Raw genomic sequence first — 23,856 nt, 5'->3', positions numbered from 1 at the left:
CCGTCGCACGACCCAAGTCTTTCGAGAGGAAAGCACCATGGCACAGCTCATCGATGCCGCTGGACTGTCATTGCCTGTCTCCCGCCGAGGTTTCCTTGCCGGAACCGGCGGCCTGCTCGCCGCCGCCACCCTCGCCGCCTGTTCCCCCGGCGGTGCCGGTGGCAACGCGGGTGCCGCCACGTACGGCCACCTGCTGCCCGGCGACGTGCCGGCGCAGTGGGACCGCGTCCGCGCGGCCGTCAACACCAAGCTCAAGGCCGACCTCGGCTTCGAGTTCAAGCCGTCCTTCATCAACTGGAGCAACTACGCGGCACAGTCCCTGCTCAAGTTCACGTCGGGCGAGGACTTCCAGACGGCGCTCTCGGCGCGCTGGCTCAACATCGCCCAGCTCATCGAGTCGAAGGCGCTCGAACCGCTGGACGACGCGCTGACGAGCGGCAAGTACCCCAACCTCACGGCCGCCGTCGACCAGAGCGCGTTCGACGCCAACCGCTGGCCCGACGGTTCGCTGTACGGGATCCCCGCCGTCAACAGCGCCGCCCGGATCCACCACATCGTCGCCCGCGGCGACCTGATCGACAAGCACGCCCCCCAGGGCATCACGACGTTCGATCAGCTCGAGCAGTTCTGGTACGACGTGGTGCAGAAGGAGGGCATCCCGGGGTACGTCAAGAACAACTCGGTCTTCGACGTTCTCGGCGCGCCGACCGGCGCGCTCTACGCCCAAGGCTGGGAGAGCCCCGACTTCCTCCCGCTCTACTTCTCCAGCGACTCCCTCATGTTCGTCCCGTCCCGGAGCGCGGCGACCACGGGTTCGACGGACGCGGTGCCCTTCTGGCAGTACGAGCCGTATGTCGAGTCGCTGCACCGCATCCGCAAGTACTACGAGGACGGCATCATCAACGCCGACCGCCTCAACGCCGACTCGGCCACCATCACCGCGCAGTTCGACAGCGGCGGTGCGGCCACCTGCTGGGGCATCACCGACGGCCTGGACACCTCTGGCCACCTCGAAAAGCTCGAGAAGGCGGTCCCGGGCGCCTCGCTCGTGAGCCTGCTCCCGTTCCGCGACGGCCTGTCCGCGAAGCCGAACCAGACCTTCCAGGCCGACAACCTCGTGGTCGTGAACGCCGCGGCGGCCGACGCCGAGGCCGCGCTGCAGCTCCTGGACTGGGTCTCCATCCAGGAGAACCACGACCTCCTGCAGTACGGCGAGGAGGGGACCGACTGGAAGGCCGTCGGGGACGACGCGTACGAGCCGGTCAGCGACTACGCGAACTTCCCCGGGTACGCGCTGAGCTGGCGTATCCCGCTCGAGCGGAAGTACTCGCGGATGTCCGAGAGCGAGGAGACCTGGTTCGAGTGGTCCAAGGACTACGACAACTTCACGCTCGACCCGTTCGCATCGTTCATCCCGGACCTGACCGAGATCGAGAAGGAGCACGCCCAGATCACGGCGGCCGTCGCCGAGTTCGGCAACCCGCTGTGGGCCGGCGCGGTCGACGTCGACGAAGGGCTCGACAAGCTCAAGAAGGCCGTCGACACCGCCGGCCTGCCGAAGGTCCAGGAGGAGCTGAACAAGCAGGCCGACGCCTACCTGGCGGCGCAGAAGTAGCCGCGGGCCGTCCCACCGACCGTCCCGGGGCCGGGTGCGTACCTCCCCCCAGGCCCCGGGATATCCCACGTAGTCCCGGGACCTCCCACCTGAGTCCCGCATGAGTCCCACCCGAGGAGCAAAGTGATCGAGTACGCAGTCGCGGTCGGGTCCGACCGCCTGACCGGGCGGTTCTTCGGCCCGTCGTTCGAGGCGCTGGCCCACGTGCCCGCGAGTCGAGTAGGTGACGCCCTCACCGAGTTCGACTCGGACGCCGCCCGCGAGACGCTCGGCCGCGCCGAGGTGCTGCTGACCGGGTGGGAGACGCCGCACCTCACGGCCAAGGTGCTGCGCCACGCGCCCCGGCTGCGGCGGGTGATCCACCTGGGCGGCTACGCGCCCGGACTGTTCCCGGACGGCGCGGCCGGGATCACGCTGTCGGACGTCGGAGTGGCCAACTCGGTGCCCGTCGCGGAGTACTCGCTGGCGATGATCCTCCTGGCCAACAAGGACGCGTTCCGCGCGCAGCGGCTGTACCGGGAGCGCCGGGCGTTCATCGACCGCGAGGCCGAGTTCGAGGTGTCCGGAAACTACCGGCGGACCGTCGGAGTGGTCAGCGCGTCCCGGACCGGGCGTGCCCTGATCGAGCTGCTGCGGCCGTTCCCGGCGCTCCGCGTGCTCCTGTACGACCCGTACGTCACGGAGCACGAGGCGGCGGAGCTCGGCGTCGAGCCGGTGACGCTGCCGGAGCTGATGAGCCGCAGCGACGTCGTCACACTGCAGACGCCCCTGCTGCCCGAGACGGTGGGGCTCATCGACGCCGCCCTGCTCGCCCGCATGCCCGACGGGGCGACGCTGATCAACACGGCGCGCGGCGCGATCGTCGACGGCGACGCCCTCGAGCGTGAGGTGGTCGGCGGCCGGATCAATGCGATCCTCGACGTGACGGATCCCGAGCCGCTGCCGGCGTCGTCCCCGCTGTACGACCTGCCGAACGTGCTACTCACCCCGCACATCGCGGGTTCGATGGGCACCGAGCTGCGTCGGATGGGTGACATGGCGGCCACTGACCTCGCTCGATACGCGCGCTCCGAATCGTGACGGATACGATCTCCGAGCAACTGAAGTGACGACCGACGCAGGGAGGCGAGCAGCGACGATGAACGACTCGGCACCGTCCCGGGCCGCGCGCCTCGCCGACGTGGCCGAGCTGGCCGGAGTCTCCGCTGCGACGGCGTCGCGCGCCCTCAACGGGAGCGACCGCGGCGTCCGCGAGGCCAACCGGGCCAGGGTGCTCGAGGCGGCCAAGACGCTCGGCTACACCACGAACTTCGCCGCGCAGGCCGTCGCCAAGGGCCGCTCGCGGGGGGTGACGCTGGTCGTCAAGGGCATGCCCGACGACTTCGCCAACCCCATCACGGCGGGCGTGGTGGCCGCCGCGCAGCGGCGCGGCCTTCCGTTCACGCTCATCTCGGCCGGCACCGACCCGGCCGACCTCGTCGAGGCCGTGAACCTGGCGCGCGGCCACCGGCCCGAGATCCTGATGATCGCCGGCGGCCGCACCAAGGACGACGCCACGCTCCCCGCGCTCGTCGAGGCGCTGCAACGCTACGAGGCTGAGGGCGGCCGGGTCGTGCTCGTCACGCAGGAGGGCCTGCCCTTCGACACCGTCGCCTACGCCAACCGGCAGGGCGGCTACGACATGGCCACCGTGCTGGTGGGCCTCGGGTACCGCGACTTCGCGGTGATCTCCGGGCTCAAGCACGGCCTCACCCAGCGCGACCGTACCGAGGGTTTCGCGGCCGGGCTGGCGGACGCCGGCATCGAGCTGTCCGCCGACCGGATCCTGATCGGCGAGTTCGACCGCGACGCCGCCTACGCGCTGACCGGCGAGCTGCTGCGGCGCAACATCGCGGTGGACGCCGTCTTCGCCGTGAACGACGCCATGGCCCTCGGTGTGCTCACGTTCCTGCGCGACTCCGGGGACCCGAAACGCATAGCGGTGGCCGGGTTCGACGACATCAAGGCCCTGCGCGACGTGACGCCAGCGCTGACGACGGTGCGGCTCCCGTGGGAGCAGGTGGCCGAGGAGGCGCTGGACCTGGCCCTCGGCCCGCGCGCCGACGCTCCGCGCACGACGGTGGTCGAGGGCCACGTCATAGTCCGCGAGAGCACCCCACCGAAGTAGTTCGTTGTTGTGGGCGTGACCGTTGCGCCCAAAGCGGGCACACGGTCACAACGATCACGCCCACAACCAACTACTTCTGGGGGATCGGGGTCTTCGACCAGTCCGTGTCCGATGCCAGGTAGAAGCTCGGGTAGGACGGCTGGTTGTACGTCGTCTGCTGACGGGCCACCTCGACGCGGTACTGCCGGTCCTGCATCAGCGTGTACAGCGCGATATCGCTCGGCTCGGTCGACATGAACAGCCGCAGCGAGCTGGAGTCGGTGGTCCGCACCAGCACCTCCTCACGCCAGTCGCCGAGCACGTCGGCCACGAGCGACGGGTTGCCCTTGGTGCCGTTGTTGGTCAGCGTCCCGTCCAGGGTTGCGACGGTGCCCCGCGACCAGTCCACGATCGTCGGCGTCTGGTCGCCGGAGCCGGAGACGATCTGCGTGGTCCCGTCCCCCGCCCAGCGCACGGACTGGTTGGTCCCCATGGTCGACGTCGCGACCTGCTCCCCCGTGGCGCTCAGCGTGCCCGACCCGAGGGTGCCGTCGGGCATGGAGGCCCACACCTCGATGCCCGGCACGTCAGGCCGGACGTCGCCGATCATGGACCGGCCGGTGTCCCGCCCGGAGTACTCGCCGAACAGCACCTCGCCGGTCGCGGCGTCGCGCATCGCGGAGCCGTACGGCGCCCACGCGCCACCCTCGTGGCAGGTCCAGATCTCGAGCCCGGGCCGCGCCGGGTCGATGTCGGTCACGTGCATGGCGTCGCCGTGGCCGAGCCCCGCGCTCGCCCCGGGGTTCGCGGAACCCTCCGGCAGGGTGTCGAACGACGAGTACAGCAGCGAGCCGTCGTCGTCGAGCGTCGCAGAACCGTAGACGATCTCCTGCTTGCCGTCCGCGTCGACGTCGGCCGCGGACAGCGAGTGGAAGCCCTGCGTGGTGAGGCTCCCCCACTCGGGCGAGGTACCCGGCACCCCGTGCGGGCTGTCGTTGAAGGGGTTGCTCATCGGCGTCCACCCCGAGTCCGCGAGCCAGCGCTGGGTCAGGTGCCGCCCGTTCCAGTCGTACGCGGCGATCGTCGAGCGGGTGTAATAGCCGCGCGCGAAGATCGCACTCGGCCGGCCCTCGGAGAGGTTGGCCACGCCGGACAGGAACCGGTCCACCCGGTTGCCGGGCTCGATGCGGGACATCGCGTAGTCGCCCCAGCGCAGGCCGTCGTCGGTGCGCCCGGGCTCGTAGTCGACGGTCTCCATCGGCCGGCCGCTGCGCCCGTCGAAGACGGTGAGGTACTCCGGGCCGCTCACCACGAAGCCCTCGAACAGCCGCAGCTGGTTACGGGTCGAGCGGGACGGCGCGTAGACGTCGATGAAGTGGTCGGCGGCGGCGCGCGCGTCGGCGTCCGACAGCGGGTAGGTCCACGCGGCGTCGATGCCCCACGCCTCCTCCAGCGTCGCGGGCCAGTCGCCGGCGACCACCTCGGGGCGTGCCGACCAGCCGCGGAACATGTCCACGAGGTGCTCGTAGTAGTCGTCGGCCGACATCCGGTAGTCGTCCGCGTGGGTCACGCCCGCGGCACGGTCGTCACGCGGGATCTTGACGTAGCGCTGCCCCGCGGGCCGCCCGCGGTCGTACGTGGTCACGCGCGTACCGGGTGCGGTCTTGACCATCAGCTCGGCGCGGCCGTCGCCGTCGTAGTCGTAGACGGGGAACTGCGTGTAGTGCGCGCCCGCGCGAATGTTGACACCCAGGTCGATGCGCCAGAGCTGGGTGCCGTCGAGCTCGTAGGCGTCGAGGTACTGGTTGCCCGTGTAGCCCACCTGGGAGACGTCCTTGGAGTTGGACGGGTCCCACTTCACGACGATCTCGTACTCGTCGTCGCCGTCGAGGTCCGCGACGGACGCGTCGTTCGCCCGGTACGTGTACGCCTCGCCCACGGGGGTGACGCCGTCGGCCGGCTTGTTCAGCGGGATGTCGAGGTGCCCGTCGCCCCACACGGAGGCCGACGCCGCCCGGCCCGCACTCGGCCCGCTCAGCGGCACCACGCGGTACCGGGAGTCGGCCGAGCCCTCGGCGTCGAGGTAGTTGGTCGAGCCGGTGACCTTCGCGATCCGCTTCCCGTCGCGGTACACCGCGAAGCCCGGGCCCTTCAGTCCGGCGTCGGTGTGGCCGGTGACCTCGGGGGCGAGCAGGCGCCAGCTCAGGAACACACCCTCGCTGGTCGCGGCGGCGACCAGCCCGCGGCCGAGGCGTTCGGTGCCCGACGCCGTCCTGCTCGGGTCGCCCTGGGCAGTCGTCTGCACGTTCGCGGGGACGGACGCCGCGCCCGCCGGCGCCGCGACGCCCACCCCGCTCAGGCCGAGGCAGAGCGCCGCCGCCACGACGGCACCCGCCCGGATTCTTCTGGGGACCATGTTCGAATTCCTCTCTGAATTCTGCACTTGGGAGGGTGCTCGACGGCGACGTTGCGGCCGAGCACCGCACGACCCTGAAAGGATTCAAGGTCAGGAACGAGGCTGGCCCTAAACCGATACAAGGTCAAGGGCAGGTCCATCCACCGGCTGCTCAGAAATGTCCGTTCGGCCACCGGCCAGGCCACCTCGCTCTAGTTTCGCTCTGCAGCCCGCCATGAGTCGACGACGACCCGGCGGAGTCCGTCACTCGCGTGCCCCCGAAGGAGATGAACACCGTGGTTCATGTCAGCCGTCGTACCGTCCTCACCTCGGCCTTGACCGCAGGCGCCGCAGCCCTCATACCCCGCGACGCGGTCGCCGCTGCGGCCCCGGCCGCCACCGTCCCCCTCGCCCTGCGGTCCCACGACCCGATCGAGCTGCGCTGGCTCGATCGCGACACCCCCGGCGCGCTCGCCGGCGGCACCACGTGGGGCGTGCCGTGGCCGCGCGGCTCATTCGCTCCGGATCAGGAGTTCGCCCTCAGCACCGCGGCAGGCGAGGCCGTGCCCGTGCAGACCTGGCCGACCGCCTGGTGGCCGGACGGCTCGGTGAAGTGGACCGCGCACGCCGTCAGCGAGGACGCGCCACGCGCCCAGACCTACCGGCTGGGCGCCGGCCGGCCCGCCACCGGCGCGCACGCGGTCGCGGTCCGGGAGTCGGCGGGCGAGATCACTGTGGACACCGGCGTCGTCCAGGTCTCCTTCGCCCGGAACGGGAACCAGGTGGTCCGGTCGGTGCGACGCGGGGACACCGTGATCGCGCACTCCGGCCGCCTGGTGGTCTCCCGCCAGGACAAGCCTGACACCGACGACCCCCAGGCGATCCGCTTCGAGTCCTTCACCGGATCCGTCAGCTCGGTGGTCGTGGAGCAGTCCGGGCCGGTCCGTGCGGTGGTCCGGGTCGAGGGCAAGCACCGCAAAGGCCCCCGCGAGTGGCTGCCGTTCGTACTCCGGTTCTCCCTGTTCGCCGGCTCCGACGGCATCCGCGTCGTCCACACGTTCGTCTTCGACGGCGACGAGGAGCGGGACTTCATCAACGGCATCGGCGTCCGGTTCACCGTGCCGATGCGCGCCGAGCTGCACGACCGGCACGTGCGCTTCGCGGGGGCCGACGGCGGCGTGCTGTCCGAGGCGGTCCGGGGCATCACCGGGCTGCGGCGTGACCCCGGCGCCGCCGTCCGGCAGGCGCAGGTCGCCGGTGAGGCGCTGCCCGACCCCGCAACCTGGGACCAGCGCGTCACGTCCCGCCTGCACTGGATCCCCGCCTTCGGCGACTACAGCCTGAGCCAGCTCACGGCGCACGGCTTCGAGATCCGCAAGCGCACCGGCCAGGGCCACTCGTGGCTCCGGGTCGACGCCGGTCAGCGCGCCGCCGGGCTCGGCTACGTCGGGACGCCGTCGGGCGGGCTGGCCTTCGGGATGCGCAACTTCTGGCAGCTCCACCCCACCGAGCTGGAGGTCACCGGGGCGGCCGACGACGAGGCGGAGGCGACCGTATGGCTGTGGTCGCCCCGGGCCGGCGCGATGGACCTGCGGTTCTATCACGACGGCCTGGGCCAGGACACCTATCCCGAGCAGCTCGACGCACTCGAGATCACGTACGAGGACTACGAGCCCGACTTCGGCACCCCGTACGGCGTGGCGCGCACCACCGAGCTGATGTTCTGGGCGCTGGACGCCACGCCGACGGCCGAGCGGTTCGCGGAGCTCGCCGCCGCGAACAGCGCGCCGCCGCTGATCGTGAGCAGCCCGGAGCACAACCATGCGGCCGGGGTGTTCGGCTCCTGGGCGCCCGTGGACCGTTCGAACCCGGCCCGGGCCGAGCTCGAAGACCGGCTCGACGCCATCCAGGGCTACCACCAGGACCAGGTCGACCAGCGCTCCTGGTACGGGTTCTGGGACTACGGCGACGTGATGCACTCCTACGACGGCGACCGGCACCAGTGGCGGTACGACGTCGGCGGGTACGCCTGGGACAACTCCGAGCTCTCCACCGACCTGTGGCTCTGGTACCACTACCTGCGCACCGGCGACGCCGCGGCGTTCCGGCTCGCCGAGGCGATGACCCGGCACACCGGAGAGGTGGACGTCTACCACCTCGGCACGTGGAAGGGCCTCGGTACCCGGCACGGCGTCATGCACTGGGCCGACAGCGCCAAGCAGGTGCGCATCAGCAACGCGAGCTACCGCCGGTTCTATTACTACCTCACCGCCGACGAACGGGTGGGCGACCTGCTGCACGAGCTCGTGGACTCCGACCGGACGTTCCTCGTGCTCAACCCGACCCGCAAGATCGACGGGTCCACCGGCCCCTACGATCCCGACCCGGCCGCTCTGCCGGTGGGCAAGACCACCGACTGGGGTGCGCTGGCCGCGGCATGGCTCACCGAGTGGGAACGCAACGGGGACCCGGCCGCGCGGGAGAAGCTGCTCAGCAGCGCGCGGTCGATTGCCGCCCTGCCGAACGGCTGGGTCCAGGCGGACGTGACCTACGACCTGGCGTCCGCCACCTTCAGCTCCGGCGCTGAGCCGACGGTCTCGGTCGGCAGCCTGAGCTCGGTATTCGGCCTGATCGAGGTCATGGCCGAGCTGCTCGACCTGGTCGACGAACCGGAAGTCGCCGCCAAGTGGGTCGAGTTCTGCCGCCTGTACAACGCGACAACGGCCGAGCAGCAGGCGGCCACCGGCTCGTCCTGGGGCAACCTCAACCTGCGCCAGGCCTACTCCCGCGCCACCGCTTACGCGGCGGTCCAGCTGGACGACGACGCCCTCGCCGACCGGGCCTGGCGCGAGCTGCGCACCGGCCACGCCGGATACCCGGACGACCACTCGTTCGGGACCGTCCGCATCGAGCCGCCACGGGTGCTGCACCCGATCGACGAGGCCGGCTTCTCGACCAACGCGAGCGCCCAGTACGGCCTCGCGGTGATCCAGTGCCTGGCGCTGGTCGGGAACCGACTCACCTGAGCGGGGCCCGGCAACGGCGCGGCGGGTGGTCGCCGCCTGACAAGGTAGATCGTGCCGGTCAGAGGCGGTTCAGTCGCCGCGCCTCGACGGCGGTCGCCGCCAGGCTGAGCAGCCCGCCCGTCACCAGGACCAGGGGCAGGAGCATCCAGACGAGCACCGCGCACATCACCAGGGCGGCGAGCAGCAGCGCCGACCCGCTCAGGTCCTCCCTGGTACGCACGACGCCGCGGGACAGCTCCCACCACAGGCCGACCGATCCGGCGGGCCGATCGTCGTCGGACCACGCGGCCGCGGCACGCACGACCACTACGGCCGCGCAGGCCGCGGCCGCCCACGTGACCCACCGGACGACGGATCCCCCTGGCAGCTCGCCCGACGCCGTCAGCCCTGTGTTGACCCAGACCGCGACGGCGGCCAGCGGTATGAGCACACCCAGGGCCCAGAGGCTGCGCGCGGCCGCCAGCCAGTCGTGGAAGAAGAAGCGGACGGAGGTGTCGTACCCGCCGAGGTGCCGGCGCAGGTGGGCGGCACCGGCGGCGAGCGCCGCCGGCGCCGTCACCACGGGGAGGCTGCCCACCAGCGTGAGGAGCCCCGTCAGCAGGGTTTCCCCGAGCAGCGCGAACCATCCCTCGCCGGCCACGCGGCGGCCGCGGGTCGGCTGCTCGTCGGGCTCGTCGGCCCGCTCATGAGAGTTCACGGCGCGCGGCTCCTCTGCTGGAGGGCCGCCGGCTTTCACGTTGCTCCGCCACAGACCCTGAAACGATACAAATCTGGACCCTAGCAGGAGCCCTGCAGAACGCCACGAAAGTGCAATTGCTCCGGGCGACGCCGACCGGGTGCGCCGGGCCCTCCCGTCGCACCCGGCCCACCCCCGCACCCGCCGCATCCGGCGGCCCGGCGCGCCCGACCTACGCGTCTACCCCGCGAGCGCCGCCTCCGCCTCGGCGAAGAACTGCTCCACCGCCTCGTCGAGGGTCAGGGCGCCGTGCGCCAGGTCGCCGTCGATCCGCACGAAGGCGGCCTCGATGGTGCCGAACCCGGCGACCGGCGGCGGCGCCGCCCCGGTGAGGTGGGGTTCGAGCGCGGCTTCGTAGTCCGCGACCTGCGCGTCGAGTCCCTCGGGCTCGAAGCCCTCCATGGCCGCCGCCGACGCCGGGACGCCGCGCGAGATGCCGAAGATCTCGCCGACCTCGGGGTCGTTGGTGATGAAGTCGATGAGGGCAGCGGCCTCCTCGGGGTGCTCCGAGCCGGCCCCCAGGGAGAGCATCAGCGACGGCTTGAGGAACAGGCCGCGCTGCTCGGGGTCGTCCGCCGGCAGGGGCAGCATCTCGAGATTCGCACCGCCGCTGCCCTCGCTGTACCGCACGAGGAAGTTGTCCCAGCTGATGTCGGACGCCGTCTCCTTGACGCCGATCGCGTCGACCCCTTCGAGCTGGTCGAGCCGCTCCGCCGGCAGAAAGGACCCGTCCTCGTGCAGCGGCGCCGCCCGTCCCCACCACTGCACCAGGTCCTCCTCGGTGAAGCCGAGCGCGCCGTCCTCGAACAGGGTCTTGCCCTGCTGGCCGAGCCAGATCTGGAAGAGCCACAGGAGCTGCGTGTAGTCCACGGAGCCGTGCACCACCGGGTCCTGGTCGGCGCCCGCCTCGGCGATGTCCGCCAGGAACGCGTCGTACTCGTCCCAGGTGAGGTCGCCCTCGGGTACCTCCACGCCGAGGTCGGCGAGCAGGTCGGCGTTCACTATCGTCGCCAGCGTGTTGGTGCTGGTCGGGATCGCGTACGTCTGCCCGTCGAGCTGCGTCGACTCGACCAGCCCGTCGGGCAGCGTCGAGGTGTCGATCTGCTCGCCCACGTACTCGTCGAGCGGGACGATGCGCCCGCTGGTCCCGTACTCGGCGAGGTAGGCGAGGTCCATCTGGATGACGTCGGGCAGGCTGCCGCTCGCGGCCTCGGTGTTCCGGGCGCTCCAGTAGTCGCCCCAGGCGGCGAAGTTGGTGCGGACCTCGACGCCGGGGTTCCGCTCCTCGAAGAGCGCGACCGCCTCCTCGTACCGCTCGGCGCGCGTCGTGTCGCCCCACCAGGCGAAGTCGAGCACGACGGTGCCGTCCCCGTCGCCGGTGTCACCAGCCGAACATCCCGTCACGACCAGCGGCAGCACAGCCGCCGCGGCAATCAGGGCCCGGGCGCCGCGTGCGTCCGTTCGTTTCATCGTGAGCCTCCTTGCTCAGCCGTCTGCGCCTCCGCGCACGGCAGAATGCTGCCCGCCGTGTGCGGGGAACCGACGAAAACGGACAAGAACGGTCAGGCGCCCGTGACATGTCGGACGCACAGGTCACTCTGGTGACCTGGGGTTCTGACACGTCGGTTCAGCGCGGCCTGCCGCCGCACGACTCCCGGATCGTCAGGCGCGGCAGCAGGTCGACGTGGCGTGGTGGGCGGCGGTCCTCGTCCCGGTCGCCGCCCTGCTCGGCGATCCGGTCGACGAGGAGCCGGAGCGCCTCGCGGCCCAGCTCCCAGCGTGGCGGTGTGACGGCGGTGAGCGGCACCGCCGCCAGCTCGGCGTTCTCGTCGTCGTACGCCACGACGGCGAGGTCCTGCGGAACCCGCATCCCGCGGTCCAGCGCGGCCTCGACGAACCGCGCCGCGTGATGGTCCGTGTGCACGATCACGGCGCGCACGCCCGCCCGGGTGCACTCGTCGAGCAGTTGCCCGACGGCGTGCTCGAGCGCGGCGGGATCATCCTCGCCCTTGGGCAGGGACGCCGTGGGCGCGGGCGCGAGGCCGAGCCGGTCGACCGCCTGCCGGTAGCCCTCGCGCACGTAGGGCGCGGTGGGCGTCCGGTCGTACACGGCGAGCGCTATGCGGTGGTGGCCCAGCGCCGCGAGGTGCTCGACGGCGACCACCGCGCCGTGGGTCAGGTCCGTCCGGGCCAGGTCCAGCTCGCTGAGCCGGGTCATCCCGTCGATACGCCGCTCCACGAGGACCACCGGTACCGGGATGGCGGACGCCCACGCGGCGAGCTCCGCGGGCTCCCGGCCGCGGGTGGTCGGGGCGATGGCGATGCCCGCGGCGCCCAGGGCAATCATGCGCGCGACCTGGGCCTCCTCCACCTCCGGCCGGTAGTGCGACACCCCGAGCACCAGCCGGGCCCGGACCGCAGGGGCCAGGGACTCCATGCCGCGCACGAACTGGGGAAAGTGTGTCGCGGTGCTGGGCACCACCACACCGACCAGGACCCGCGCTGCCTCGGGCCCCCGGGACGAGCGGAGCGCTATCGCCCCGCCGTGCACCCGCGCCAGCTTGCCGGCCCGGTCGAGCGCCATGATGTCGCGGCGGATCGTGACCTCCGAGACGCCGAGCCGTTCCGCGGCCTCCGCGGAGCGCAGGCTTCCGCGCAGCTCCACCTCGCGCAGCAGGTACTCGTGCCTCGCCCGCGGCAGCTGCATGGTCAGCTCCTCCCTCGCCGGTGAGGTCCGGGGCAGCACTGTAGCGACCCGGCCGACCGGCAGTGACTGGAAATGTCCGATCGGACGCACCGCTCACGCGGGTCGGTGAGACTCCCGCAGTGACGAGTCCTGACACCGCTGTCCACGCCGCCCTCCGACCCGCCCGGCGCTGGACGCGCGACCGCTGGCTGACCACTGCCGACGAGCTGCTCGGCGCGACGGCCGCCCACGCCTCGCCCGGTCGCTCGCTCATCCGGCTGCCCGGTCCCGTCAGCGCCTCGGGCGCGTGGAGCGACGGGCTCGAGGGCTACGCCCGCACGTTCCTGCTCGCCGCATTCCGCCTGCGCGGCGAGGACGGCGACGACCCGGCCGGGCTCCTGGAACGCTACGCCGACGGACTGCGGCACGGCACCGACCCTACCCATCCCGAGCGCTGGCCCCGCATCGACGAGCGCCGGCAGGCGGTCGTCGAGGCCGCCTCCGTCGCGATAGCTCTGTCCGAGACGCGGCGGTGGCTCTGGGACCGGCTCGACCAGGTGACGCAGGAGCGCACCGTCGACTGGCTGGCGGGGATCGTCGGCACGCGCGGCTACCGCAACAACTGGATCTGGTTCCAGAACATCATCGAGGAATTCCTCGCGTCGGTCGGTGGCCCGTGGGACCAGGCGGACCTCGACCGCAACGAGGAGCTCCAGGAGCGCCTGTACGTGGGCGACGGCTGGTACTCGGACGGGCACGGCCAGGACGGGCGGCGTCAGTCCTTCGACTGGTACGCCGGCTGGGCCTGGCACTTCTACCCCGTGCTGCACGCCCGCATCCAAGGCGGGCCGGTGCCCGAGCGGCACGCCGACCGGCTGCACGCCTACCTCGGCCAGGCCCGGCACCTCGTGGGCGCCACCGGCGCGCCGCTCCTGCAGGGCCGGTCGGCCACCTACCGGCTGGGCATGCTCGCCCCGTTCTGGGCGGGCGCTCTGGCCGACGCGACGCCGCTCGTGCCGGGACAGACCCGCGCGCTGACGGGCGCCGTCGCGGAGCACTTCCTGGCCGCCGGGTCTGTCGACGAGCACGGGCTGCTCCCGGTCGGCTGGCACCACCGCTACGACCGGGTCCGGCAGCTCTACACCGGGGCGGCGTCGCCCTACTGGGCGAGCAAGGGCTTCCTCGGGCTGCTGCTGCCGCCGGACCACGCCGTCTGGACGGCGGAGCCGGAGACGCCAGAGGCCTGGCACGACGACGCCGTGGTGCCGCTGCGCGCACCGGGCTGGCTGGTCTCCAGCACGCCGGAGGACGGTCTCGTCCGCATCGTCAACCACGGTTCGGACCGCCTCATGGAGCACGCGGTGGAGCCGCACGCCGACGACCCCTTCTACCGCCGGGCCGCCTACGCCAACCTGGTCTCGCCCCAGCTCTCGCAGGACGCGATAGCCGCACCCGTCGAGTCGCACGTCGCGCTGCTCGACGCCGACGGCGCGCCGTCCCACCGCGACGGCATCGACCGGCTCATGCTCGGCGATCATGTGGCCACCTCGTGGTCTCGGGTGCACTGGCTGGACCTGCCGTCGTCTGCGGCCGACGGCGCCGCCGCCACCTGGGCATCGATACGCCGTGGGCCGCGGCTGGTCACGGCCTCGGTGGTGCGCGGCCGGTTCGAGGTCCGCATCGGCTGGTACCTCCAGGACGTGCCGGACGGCGTGTCCGGGAACGGTACGGACGTCGACGCCGCGGCGTGGCCGCGCGACGTCGGCCCGTGGCGCCTCCACGTGGGCGGCTGGGCGTTGGCCGCCCCGGACGCGAGCGGCCTGACCGTCGAGACCGGCGCGAACTGGGTGCGCGTCGTCCGCCCCGACGGGCTGTCCTCGCTCGTCAAGGGGCTGACCGGGCTGGGCGTGCCAGGGACACGGCGGCGGCTGGGGGCCGACCCGCTGGCAGCGGCGTCGGCGACGCCGTGGCTGCGCAGCAGCCTGCCCGTGACGGCGGGCGAGGTGGGCGCGGCGCTCGTGGTGCTCACGGGGGTCCCGTCGCCGCTCGATCTGGACGCCGTCGAGTCGGTGACGAGGCTGCCCGACGCCGGCCGCACCCGGGTCGCCGTCCGCTGGCGGGACGGGCCGGTGGACGTCGTCGAGGGGCCCACCGGCCCGGTCCCGTGACCCAGCGGATCAGCCCTTGAGGCCCTGCGTCGCGACACCGTCGACGAGGTACCGCTGGAACAGCACGAAGAACAGGAGCACCGGCACCAGCGCGAGCACGGCCATGGCCATCTGCGCGCCGTAGTCGGACACCGACGTCTGGTCCACGTAGATGCGCAGCGCGATGGGCAGCGGGTACGTCTCGGGCTGCTTGAGGTAGAGCAGCGGCCCGAGGAAGTCGTTCCACGACCAGATGAACGCGAAGATCGAGCTGGTGATCACCGCCGGCCGCATCAGCGGGAGCAGCACCAGCCGGAAGATCCCCCAGTGCCCGCAGCCGTCGATCCGCGCGGCCTCGTCGAGCTCGCGCGGCAGCCCCCGCAGGAACTGCACCATGAGGAACACGAAGAACGCCTCGGTGGCCAGGAACTTCGGGGCCAGCAGCGGCAGGAACGTGTTCACCATGCCCATCGAGTTGAACAGGATGTACTGCGGGATGATCACCACGTGGAACGGCAGCAGCATCGTGCCGATCATGATCGCGAAGTACACCCCGCGCCCGGGGAAGCTGATGCGGGCGAACGCGTAGGCCGAGACGGTGGCGGACAGGACTATGCCGACCACGGAGCCGACCGCGAGGATCAGTGAGTTGAGGACGAAGCTCCAGAACGACACACCTCCGATCCCGCCGAGCGCGGACACGTAGTTGTCGAGCGTCCACGTCTCCGGCCACAGGTTCACGTTGCCGACGATGTCGCCGTTCGGCTTGAACGAGCTCATCACCATCCACACGCCGGGGTACAGGATCACCACGGCGACGGCGATCACCAGCGTGTGGAACACCACGGAGTTGGTGCGCCGGCGTTGGCGGGCCTGGCTCGAGGGCGAGCCGCCTCGCTCGGCGAGCAGCGTCGCCCCGGCCTCCTGCGCGGTGTGGTTCGGGTAGAGGTTCTCGCTCATCGCTGGTCTCCCGTGTAGTGGACCCACGCACGCGAGGTGCGGAACAGGACGGCCGTGATGATGCCGACGACGAGCACGAGCACCCAGGCCATGGCCGACGCGTACCCCATACGGAACTCCGTGAAGCCCTTGATGTAGAGGTAGAACGTGTAGAAGAGCGTGGAGTCGGCCGGGCCGCCCGTGCCGCCCGAGATGATGAAGGCCGAGCTGAACACCTGGAACGCGCCGATCGTCTCGAGCAGCAGGTTGAAGAACAGCACCGGGGACAGCATCGGGATCGTCACGGACACGAACCGCCGGATCGGGCCCGCGCCGTCGACGGCGGCCGCCTCCAGCAGCTCGGCCGGGATCTGCTTGAGCCCGGCCAGGAAGATCACCATCGGGGCGCCGAACTGCCACACCGCCAGCAGGATCATCATCGGCATGGTCATGCTGGGATCACCCACCCAGCCGCCGGCCGGGAGGCCGAAGAACTGCTGGACCCGGTCGGCGATGCCGTCGTCGATGAACATCGCGCGCCACACGATCGCCACGGACACGCTGGCCCCGATGAGCGACGGCGCGTAGAACATCGAGCGGTACGCGCCCTGCCCGCGGTGCTTGGCGTTGAGCAGCATCGCCACCGCCAGCGCGGCGGCCAGCTTCACCGGGACGCCCACCAGCACGTAGATCGCCGTGACCTGGGCCGACTTCAGGAAGCGCGGGTCGGCGAACAGGGCGGTGAAGTTGTCGATGCCCACGAACTCCGGCGCCCGGAACAGGTTGTAGTCGGTGAACGCGAGGTACAGCGACATCAGCATCGGGCCGGCCGTCAGCAGGCCGAACCCCAGCAACCACGGGGACAGGAACGCGTAGCCCGCGCGCGTATCGGCCCGGCTCCGCGGCGGCTTGGCGGTGCCGCCCCGCGCGGGGGACGACGCCGTGGTCGCCCCCCGCGCGGTGCCGTTCCCGCCGGGCCCGCGCCCGCCGGGCCCGTCGCGTTCGGTGGTGGTAGCTGACATGGTCAGGACCCGCCGAGGTTCGATTCGGCGTACTGGAACCACTGGGCGGCGAACTCCTCGGCGGTGACGTTGCCGTACGCGAGCTCCTCGCCGAGGCGCTTGAACTCCGCCTCGACCACGCCGTAGCCCTCGACCGGGAGCGGCGTGTCCGCCGTGACGCGCTCCGCCACCTCGTCCTCGTAGGTCACGATCTTGTCGTCGATCGAGCCGTCCGCGATCTCCATCGCGTCCCGCTGGGCCGCCACCGCCGGCACGCCCTTCGAGGTGCCGAAGATCTGGCCCACCTCGGGGTCGGTCACGAGGAAGTTGATGAGCGTGGCGGCGGCGTCCGGCTCCTCAGTGGTGGAGGACGCCGAGAGCAGCATCGACGGCTTCCAGAACTGGGCGGATCCGTCGTCGCCCGTGGGCAGCGGCAGCAGGTCGAGGTTCTCGGACTCGGCGCCGGCCGAGTACCCGGCCAGCATGTTGTCCCACGACATCTCGGTCGCGGCCTGCCCCACCTGCATGCCCGTGAGGGGCTCGACCTGCTTGACCCGCTCGATCGGGAAGAACACACCGTCGTCGCGCAGAGGCTGGGTGCGCTCGACCCAGGCGACGAGGTCCGACTCCTCGAAGGCCGGCATGCCGTCGTCGCCGAACGGCGTCTTGCCCTGCTGGATCAGCCACTGGATGAAGAGCCAGAGGGTGCCGGTGTAGTCCGTGCCGCCATAGATCTGCGGGTCGCTGTCGGCCCCGGCTTCGCTGACCTCACGGATCCAGGAGTCGTACTCGTCCCAGGTGAGCCCTTCCGCCGGCGGGTCGATGCCCACCTCGTCCAGGAGGTCCTGGTGGTACATGATGCCGAGCGTGTTCGTGCTCGTGGGGATGCCGAACTGCCCACCTTCGAGGGAGCCGGAGGCGAGCAGTGTCTCGTCGAGCCCCTCGGTCTCCAGGTTGATGCCCGCCTGGCTCGACAGGTCGAGCAGCTGGTTGTTCGACGCGTACTGGTGGATGTAGGCGAGGTCCATCTGGAAGACGTCGGGCAGGGTCTGCCCCGCGGCCTCGGTGGTGCGCGCGGTCCAGTAGTCGTCCCATGCCTGGAACTGGGTCTGGACGTCGATGTTCGGGTACTCCGCCTCGAACAGCTCGACGGCCTCCTCGTACCTGGACGCGCGGTCGTCATCCCCCCACCAGACGAGCGACAGCTCGATGTCGCGGTCGGTGGCGACCGGGGCCGCCTCGGCCGAGGGGCCGGAACCGCCCCCGCACGCCGAGAGGGCGAGGGCCGATGCCGCCGCGAGGGCAGTGACCTGGACGGCGGCCGTCCTTGTGGTGGTGCGTGTGCGGACCACGTGAGCCTCCTTGCTCGTACTGCTGTTGGCACGCCGGCTGCATCCTCGACGGCCGACTGAATCGATACAATACTCACTCGGGAAGCGTTGTCCAGGGCCTGAGGTCAGGAATTCGTAACGAAGTGCATCGATACAGGTCGAAGCGACCCATGGCCCCTGAAGGGGACGGCGGGCAACTGGCCGATCGCAGGGGGTGCGACTGCGGGTGGCGGACGGCGCCCCCTGCGGCTCAGCCCCGCGTCGACCAGACCTGCAGCCGGCCGCACATCCCGTAGCGCCGGTGGCCGGGCTCGGCGTCGCGAGCGGCGACCCGCCCGAACTCCAGGTGCCCGACGACGGCAGCCTCCGCCGCGCCCGGATCCGCACCCGACTCCGGGGCCAGCGCGGCCAGGGCCCAGTCGGTCTCGGCGACGGCGCGCCCCACCGACGTCGTCCACACTTCCCGCCAGCCGGCCGCCTGCGGGGCGACCAGCTGGGCCGCCGCCACGTACAGGCCGTCGAAGGCGGCCTCGCCGTCCTCCTCGACCGCGTCCCGGAGCACCTGGAACCCCGCGAGCGCCAGGTCCCGGCGCGCGAGCGCCGCGGCGGCCACTGCTGGGTCGTCCTCGGCGGGGTCGGCCCCGGGTTCGGCGGCATCGGCCGTCTCCCGGCCGCCCGAACCCGCGCCGGTCGACGGGCTCGGCAGCGTCGCCGCGGCGCGGTACGCCGCCGGGTCCACGAGGATCTCGGGCGGGAACGTGAGCACGGCGTCCCCGGCCTCCGGCAGCCCGGCGTTGGACATCACGACCAGCACCTCGAGGCCGCCGTCGTTCACGGTGCGGTGGATCACGCCGGGGCTGAACCAGACGATCCGGCCCGGCCCGAGCTCGTGCTCCGCGAAACCCTCCTGGCTGAGCGTCTGCACCCGGCCGCGGCCGGCGAGCGTCACGTAGGCCTCGGTAGAAGCCGTGTGGAAGTGCGGTGAGCCGGACCCGCCGGGCGCGTCCGGCGCGGGCCAGTCGTAGACGCGCAGGTGGGACACCGACGTCCCGCCGGGAAATACCGGGGCGCTGATTGCGTCGGTCATGGTCCTCACCTCTCTGCGCCGGCCATTCTCACCTCCATCAAACGCCGATCGACGCGATAGCGCACCACACCACTGACTCGCGGCACCGGAGGCCCCGAGTCAGCTGCTGGCGCCGGCCCGCACCGCGTCGACGTCCTTGACGGGCGCCCAGGCCGGGCCCGATCCGCGCATGGACGCGTAGAACGGGTCCCCGGGCCCGATCTCTCCGGTCCGCACCACGGCTCCCGTGAACGCCGACCGGTAGATCGCCGCGACCAGCTCCAGGGTGCCGCGCGTGTCGCCCACCGTGACCGGCGGCGCCTCGCCCGCGGCGAACGCCCGGTAGGTCGGCACGAGCTGGGCGAGGTGACCGGAAGGCAGCGCGGCGCGGTCCGGCTGCCACAGCTGCCCGACGTCGTCCCGGCCCTTCGCGGGCGTGAACGTCCAGTCGGCGTCCGAATACCCGTACAGGTGCGACAGCTCGATGGTCGCCGCCTCGGTGTCGAACCGCAGGTCGGAGGTCTCGCGCGGGGACAGCAGGGAGTTGGTGACCGTCGCCATCGCGCCGCTCTCGAACCGCACGATCGCCATCGAGACGTCCTCGGTGTCGACGTGCCGGGCGAGACGGCCGGCCATCGCCGTCACCTCGGACCACGGGCCGAGCACCGCCAGCAGCAGGTCGAACTGGTGGATGCCGTGGCCCATCGTGGGCCCGCCGCCCTCGGTGTCCCAGCGCCCGCGCCACGGCACCTCGAAGTACTCGGGCGCGCGGAACCACAGGGTGTCGCAGGTGGCGACGAGCGGGCGGCCCAGCGCGCCGTCGTCGAGCAGCCGGCGCAGCTGCCGCACACCGTGCCCGAACCGGTGCTGCACGACCTGCGTGAAGCTCGCGGTCGAGCCGGCCTCGGCCTCCGCGATCCGGTCGATCTCCGCGAGGGAGAGGGTCGCGGGCTTCTCCACCACCACGTGCACGCCCGCGTCGAGCGCGGCCACGGCCGCGTCCACGTGGGCGCCGGGCGGCGTGCAGACGTGCAGCACATCCGTCTCGGCGAGCATGGCGGCCAGGTCGGTCCCGTGCGCGGCGACGTCGTGCTGCTGGGCGAACGCCTCCGCCCGAGCCGGGTCGATGTCGACGGCGTGTGCCAGGACGGCGTCCACCCCATGGGCCGGCAGCCCTGCTATCGCGCCCGCATGGGCCGCGGCGATGGCACCGGTACCCAGGATCGTGACTCTCATCTCGCTCCGTCCTCGTCGACGTATGGATCGAATCGTTTCAAAACGCCTTGACCCTACCTGGCGCTGCGTGGCGCCGCAGTGACTTCGGTCGGTTGCTCTGACATCGGTCATTCAACGGACCGATGTCAGAGCAACCGACCGAAGTCAGCTGGGCGGCGGTGCAACCGACCGAAGTCAGCGCCACGCCGGCCGCAACCAGCCACCCGCCGCCGACCTGTCAGAGCACGACGGCGTCGATCTCTGCCGCGACCGCGTCGACGAAGCTCTCCGGGGTTCCGGCGGGCAGCAGACCCGGGAGCGCGAGCAGCGCCCGGAGGTCCTCCTCGGCGCCGGCCAGTCCCGCGACGTCGCCCAGGCCGTCGGATCCGCCGGGCACCTCCGCGGCGGTGACGAGCGCGGCCAGCTCCTCGGCCCGCGGGTCGTCGACGCCCTCCCCGGAACGCGTCCGGCGTCGGACGAACTCCGCCCAGGCGGCCAGGCCGAACGCCACCCCCTCGGGCTCCCGCCCGGCCGCCAGCGCGTCCGTGAGCACACCGCCCCACCGGAACGGGATCTTCTGGGTGCCGTCCATCGCCACCTGGGCGGTCGTGTGCCCGGTGTGCGGGTTGGCGAACCGGGTGAGGATCTGCTCGCCGTACTGGTGCAGGTCCAGGCCGTCGGGCGGAGTGAGCGTCGGCAGCGCGTCCTCGAAGAGGTACTGCCGGGCGCGCTCGGCGATCTCCGGGTCGGTCACGGCCTCGGCGATCGTCGCGTGCCCGGCGAGCCACCCGGAGTACGCGACCAGCGAGTGCGTCCCGTTGAGCAACCGCAGCTTGGCCTGCTCGAAGGGCGCGACGTCCTTGGTCAGGGTCGCGCCGGCGGCCTCCCACGCGGGGCGCGGCCCGGCGAACCGGTCCTCGATCACCCACTGCGCGAACGGCTCGCCCACGACCAGACCCTCGTCCCGCACGCCGAGCGCCTGCCCGACGTGGTCGCGCTGCTCCGGCGTCGTCGCGGGCACTATCCGGTCGACCATGGAGCACGGGAACGTGACGCGCGCGTCCAGGAAGCCGCGCAGGACGTCGCCCTCAGCCCCGGGCAGGCCCGCGTCCACGGCCTGACGCACCAGACTCTCGAGCACCCTCCCGTTGTCCACCATGTTGTCGCAGGTCAGCACGGTAATGGGCAACCCGGTCGGCGCCCGCCGGGCCAGCCCCCGCACGAGCAGCCCGATGGCCGACGAGGCAGGCTGGGCGTCGGCGCCGTCGGCCAGGGCCGCCAGGTCCCCGGCGACCGCATCGAGATCGAGCGACCCGTCCGGGTTCCGGGCGTAGCCCTTCTCCGTGATCGTGAGGGTGACCACGTGGGTGGTCGGCGCCGCGAGCGCTGCCAGCACCAGCTCGGTCTCCTCGGCGGGGTAGGCGACGTCGACCACCGAGCCGATCAGCTCGACCGTGGACTCCTGCTCCCCCGCAGTGAGGACCGCGTAGACCCCGCCCTGGGGGCGGAGCTGGTCGCGGACCCGCGCGGACCGCTGGGTCACGCCGAGGATGCCCCACGAGGTGTCGCCGGTGGCTATCGCCGCGCGTTCCGTGTAGACGGCCTGGTGAGCCCGGTGGAACGCCCCGATGCCGAGGTGGACGATGCCCACCGCCGTCGGGCGCACGGGCGCGTCGATGCCCGCGGGGACGCGGTCCCTGTGCAGGCGGTCGTCAGTCATCGCGTGTCTCCTTCACCTGTGCCACGAGCTGCGTCGGGTTCACGAACCGCAGCGCCACCACGAGCATGACGAGCATGGTCGCTGTATAGATCACCGACATGGCCGAGATGAGCTGTCTCGCCTCGCCACCACCGGCGGATGTCATGCCACGGTAGATCGCCACGACGAGTGTGTCCGATCCAGGGCCCGACACGAGGAAGGTCAGCTCGAACAGGCCGACGGTCCGGACGAGCACCAGGATGGCGGCGGCGAGGATGCCGGGGACGAGCAGCGGCGCGAGGATCCGGGTGAAGACCTGCCGGGTCCGCGCCCCGCACATCCGGGCCGCCGACTCGATGGCGGGGTTGATCTGCTCGATGAACGGCGTCATGGTCAGGATGACGAACGGCACGGACGGGACCAGGTTGACCAGCACGACGGCGGTCAGCGTGCGCCCCAGCCCGAACGAGTACATGACGGTCGCGAGCGGGATGCCGTAGGTGATGGGCGGCATGAGCACCGGCAGGAGGAACAGCAGCATGACCGCACGCTTGCCCGGGAAGTCGCGGCGGGCCAGCACGTACGCGGCGGGCACGCCCACCAGCACCGAGATCACCACGACGAGCAGGGCCACGCCGACGGTGACGCCGACGACCTCGCCCAGCGCGAACCGGTCCCAGGCCTCGGCGTAGCGCTCGGTGGTCAGCCCCTCGGGGAACCAGGTGTCGAACCACTGGCGCCCGAACGAGTCGACGACCACCGCGAGGAGGATCCCGAGCAGGAACACCCCGAACGCGGTCATGCCGGCCCACACGAACCAGGTGGACGGTCGGGCGGCGAGCGGCCGCTCCAGCGTCGAAGCGGCCATCAGCCCTTCCCTCCCGTGGTCCCGCGGTACAGCAGCGACCGCAGGCCCAGCACGGCCACCACGACGATCAGCTCGACCGCACCCATCATGAGCGCGATGGTGGACGCCATCGCGTAGTCGTTCTGCTCACCGAACGCCCGGAAGGCCATGAGCGACATGACCCGGGTCTCCCCCATGGCGTCACCAACCAGCCGCGCCGACGGGAAGACGGAGAACGCGAGCACGAACGTCAGCACGAACGTGGTGGCCAGCCCCGGCGCGAGCAGGGGCAGGACGATCCGCCGGAACCGCTGCCACCAGCCGGCACCCAGCGTCTTCGCGGCCTGCTCCAGCGACGGGTCGATGCCCGACAGGTAGGACGAGATGAGCAGGAACGCGAACGGGAAGCCCGTGATCACCAAGGAGAACATGACGCCCAGGTAGTTGTTCACCAGCTGGAGCGGCTCGTCGATCAATCCGATCTCCAGCAGCGTCCGGTTGAGCCAGCCCTGCCGCCCCGCGAAGATCAGCAGGCCCTGCGCGGTGAGCACCGTACCCAGCGTGATCGGCAGCACGAGCAGCGACGTCAGCAGCCGCTTGCCGCGGAACCGGTGCCGCAGCACCATCGCCACCGGCACGGACGCGAGCACGTTGAACAGGGCGGCCGGCAGGGCGAGCCGCATGGTGAGGCCGACGGAGTCGAACACGAACGGGTCGCTGAAGAACGCCACGTAGTTCGCGAAGATCCCCCCGCCCCACTGCTCCTGCATGGCCGCCGTCGGCTGGATCGTGAGCCCGATCCCGTACGAGAACGGGTAGACGAACAGCGCGAGCGCCACCACCAGCCCGGGCACCAGCAGGAGCAGGGCGGCGTCCACCCCCCGCTCGGCCAGACGGTGCCGCAGGCTCGCGGTAGCCCGCTGCTGCCCGACGCCGCTCACGGCGCACCCCCCGCCTTTGTTGTGGGCGCGATCGTTGCGCCTAAAACGGACACGTAGTCGCAACCG

Annotated in this window: 17 protein-coding genes; 5 read left to right on the top strand and 12 right to left on the bottom strand. The window is 71.7% G+C overall.

What is annotated here, in order from left to right; genetic code table 11:
* The first annotated feature begins 37 nt into the window (after positions 1 to 37).
* From EW117_RS21505 to EW117_RS21495, 3 genes are all read left to right on the top strand, one after another.
* The gene (locus tag EW117_RS21505; RefSeq protein WP_129788744.1) at positions 38 to 1,615 is read left to right on the top strand and encodes an ABC transporter substrate-binding protein; all 1,578 of its coding nucleotides are present in this window, start codon (positions 38 to 40) and stop codon (positions 1,613 to 1,615) included.
* Between the two features lie 123 nt (positions 1,616 to 1,738).
* Positions 1,739 to 2,695 (top strand): hydroxyacid dehydrogenase, encoded by a 957-nt coding sequence (locus tag EW117_RS21500; RefSeq protein ID WP_129788743.1) that lies wholly within the window; start codon positions 1,739 to 1,741, stop codon positions 2,693 to 2,695.
* Between the two features lie 58 nt (positions 2,696 to 2,753).
* Complete coding sequence (locus tag EW117_RS21495; RefSeq protein ID WP_129788742.1) at positions 2,754 to 3,782, top strand: LacI family DNA-binding transcriptional regulator; 1,029 nt, start codon at positions 2,754 to 2,756, stop codon at positions 3,780 to 3,782.
* A gap of 70 nt (positions 3,783 to 3,852) precedes the next feature.
* Here the strand turns inward: EW117_RS21495 and EW117_RS21490 are convergent, their stop codons facing one another.
* Positions 3,853 to 6,177 (bottom strand): rhamnogalacturonan lyase, encoded by a 2,325-nt coding sequence (locus EW117_RS21490; RefSeq protein ID WP_129788741.1) that lies wholly within the window; start codon positions 6,175 to 6,177, stop codon positions 3,853 to 3,855.
* A 266-nt stretch (positions 6,178 to 6,443) separates the two neighbouring features.
* Between EW117_RS21490 and EW117_RS21485 the strand changes: the two genes are divergently transcribed.
* Positions 6,444 to 9,182 (top strand): exo-rhamnogalacturonan lyase family protein, encoded by a 2,739-nt coding sequence (locus EW117_RS21485; RefSeq protein ID WP_242504432.1) that lies wholly within the window; start codon positions 6,444 to 6,446, stop codon positions 9,180 to 9,182.
* Between the two features lie 58 nt (positions 9,183 to 9,240).
* On the opposite strand, the gene EW117_RS21480 is transcribed toward EW117_RS21485, so the two are convergent.
* The 3 genes from EW117_RS21480 to EW117_RS21470 all read right to left on the bottom strand — a co-directional run bounded on the left by EW117_RS21480 (position 9,241) and on the right by EW117_RS21470 (position 12,625).
* Positions 9,241 to 9,879 carry a Poxvirus protein I5 gene (locus EW117_RS21480; RefSeq protein ID WP_129788740.1) on the bottom strand — a complete coding sequence of 213 codons (639 nt, stop codon included), beginning with the start codon at positions 9,877 to 9,879 and terminating at the stop codon, positions 9,241 to 9,243.
* Between the two features lie 219 nt (positions 9,880 to 10,098).
* Complete coding sequence (locus EW117_RS21475; RefSeq protein WP_242504431.1) at positions 10,099 to 11,388, bottom strand: ABC transporter substrate-binding protein; 1,290 nt, start codon at positions 11,386 to 11,388, stop codon at positions 10,099 to 10,101.
* A gap of 157 nt (positions 11,389 to 11,545) precedes the next feature.
* On the bottom strand, positions 11,546 to 12,625 hold the full coding sequence (locus EW117_RS21470; protein ID WP_129788739.1) for a substrate-binding domain-containing protein: 1,080 nt from the start codon (positions 12,623 to 12,625) through the stop codon (positions 11,546 to 11,548).
* 119 nt (positions 12,626 to 12,744) lie between these two features.
* Between EW117_RS21470 and EW117_RS21465 the strand changes: the two genes are divergently transcribed.
* Positions 12,745 to 14,772, top strand: coding sequence for a DUF2264 domain-containing protein (locus EW117_RS21465; protein WP_129788738.1), 2,028 nt, complete (start codon positions 12,745 to 12,747; stop codon positions 14,770 to 14,772).
* A gap of 9 nt (positions 14,773 to 14,781) precedes the next feature.
* Here EW117_RS21465 and EW117_RS21460 read toward each other — a convergent pair whose 3' ends face one another.
* The 8 genes from EW117_RS21460 to EW117_RS21425 all read right to left on the bottom strand — a co-directional run bounded on the left by EW117_RS21460 (position 14,782) and on the right by EW117_RS21425 (position 23,790).
* Positions 14,782 to 15,711 (bottom strand): carbohydrate ABC transporter permease, encoded by a 930-nt coding sequence (locus EW117_RS21460; protein WP_242504430.1) that lies wholly within the window; start codon positions 15,709 to 15,711, stop codon positions 14,782 to 14,784.
* Positions 15,708 to 16,718, bottom strand: a complete 1,011-nt coding sequence (locus EW117_RS21455; RefSeq protein WP_129788810.1) for a carbohydrate ABC transporter permease — start codon at positions 16,716 to 16,718, stop codon at positions 15,708 to 15,710. The genes EW117_RS21460 and EW117_RS21455 overlap by 4 nt, the downstream gene beginning before the upstream one ends.
* Positions 16,715 to 18,043 (bottom strand): ABC transporter substrate-binding protein, encoded by a 1,329-nt coding sequence (locus tag EW117_RS21450; RefSeq protein ID WP_129788737.1) that lies wholly within the window; start codon positions 18,041 to 18,043, stop codon positions 16,715 to 16,717. Before EW117_RS21450 ends, EW117_RS21455 begins: the two co-directional genes overlap by 4 nt.
* A gap of 229 nt (positions 18,044 to 18,272) precedes the next feature.
* Positions 18,273 to 19,109: a cupin domain-containing protein gene (locus tag EW117_RS21445; RefSeq protein ID WP_207211979.1), complete on the bottom strand. Its 837-nt coding sequence runs from the start codon at positions 19,107 to 19,109 to the stop codon at positions 18,273 to 18,275.
* Between the two features lie 99 nt (positions 19,110 to 19,208).
* The gene (locus tag EW117_RS21440) at positions 19,209 to 20,324 is read right to left on the bottom strand and encodes a Gfo/Idh/MocA family protein (protein WP_129788736.1); all 1,116 of its coding nucleotides are present in this window, start codon (positions 20,322 to 20,324) and stop codon (positions 19,209 to 19,211) included.
* Between the two features lie 217 nt (positions 20,325 to 20,541).
* Complete coding sequence (locus tag EW117_RS21435) at positions 20,542 to 22,023, bottom strand: mannitol dehydrogenase family protein (RefSeq protein WP_129788735.1); 1,482 nt, start codon at positions 22,021 to 22,023, stop codon at positions 20,542 to 20,544.
* Complete coding sequence (locus EW117_RS21430; RefSeq protein WP_129788734.1) at positions 22,016 to 22,870, bottom strand: ABC transporter permease; 855 nt, start codon at positions 22,868 to 22,870, stop codon at positions 22,016 to 22,018. Before EW117_RS21430 ends, EW117_RS21435 begins: the two co-directional genes overlap by 8 nt.
* Positions 22,870 to 23,790, bottom strand: a complete 921-nt coding sequence (locus EW117_RS21425) for an ABC transporter permease (RefSeq protein ID WP_129788733.1) — start codon at positions 23,788 to 23,790, stop codon at positions 22,870 to 22,872. The genes EW117_RS21430 and EW117_RS21425 overlap by 1 nt, the downstream gene beginning before the upstream one ends.
* Between the last annotated feature and the right edge of the window lie 66 nt (positions 23,791 to 23,856).

The sequence above is a fragment of the Promicromonospora panici genome (assembly GCF_900608595.1).
In the GTDB taxonomy this organism is placed as follows: domain Bacteria; phylum Actinomycetota; class Actinomycetes; order Actinomycetales; family Cellulomonadaceae; genus Promicromonospora; species Promicromonospora panici.
The sequence above is the reverse complement of the archived record's forward strand: the minus strand, read 5'-3'. Positions and strand labels throughout refer to the sequence as shown.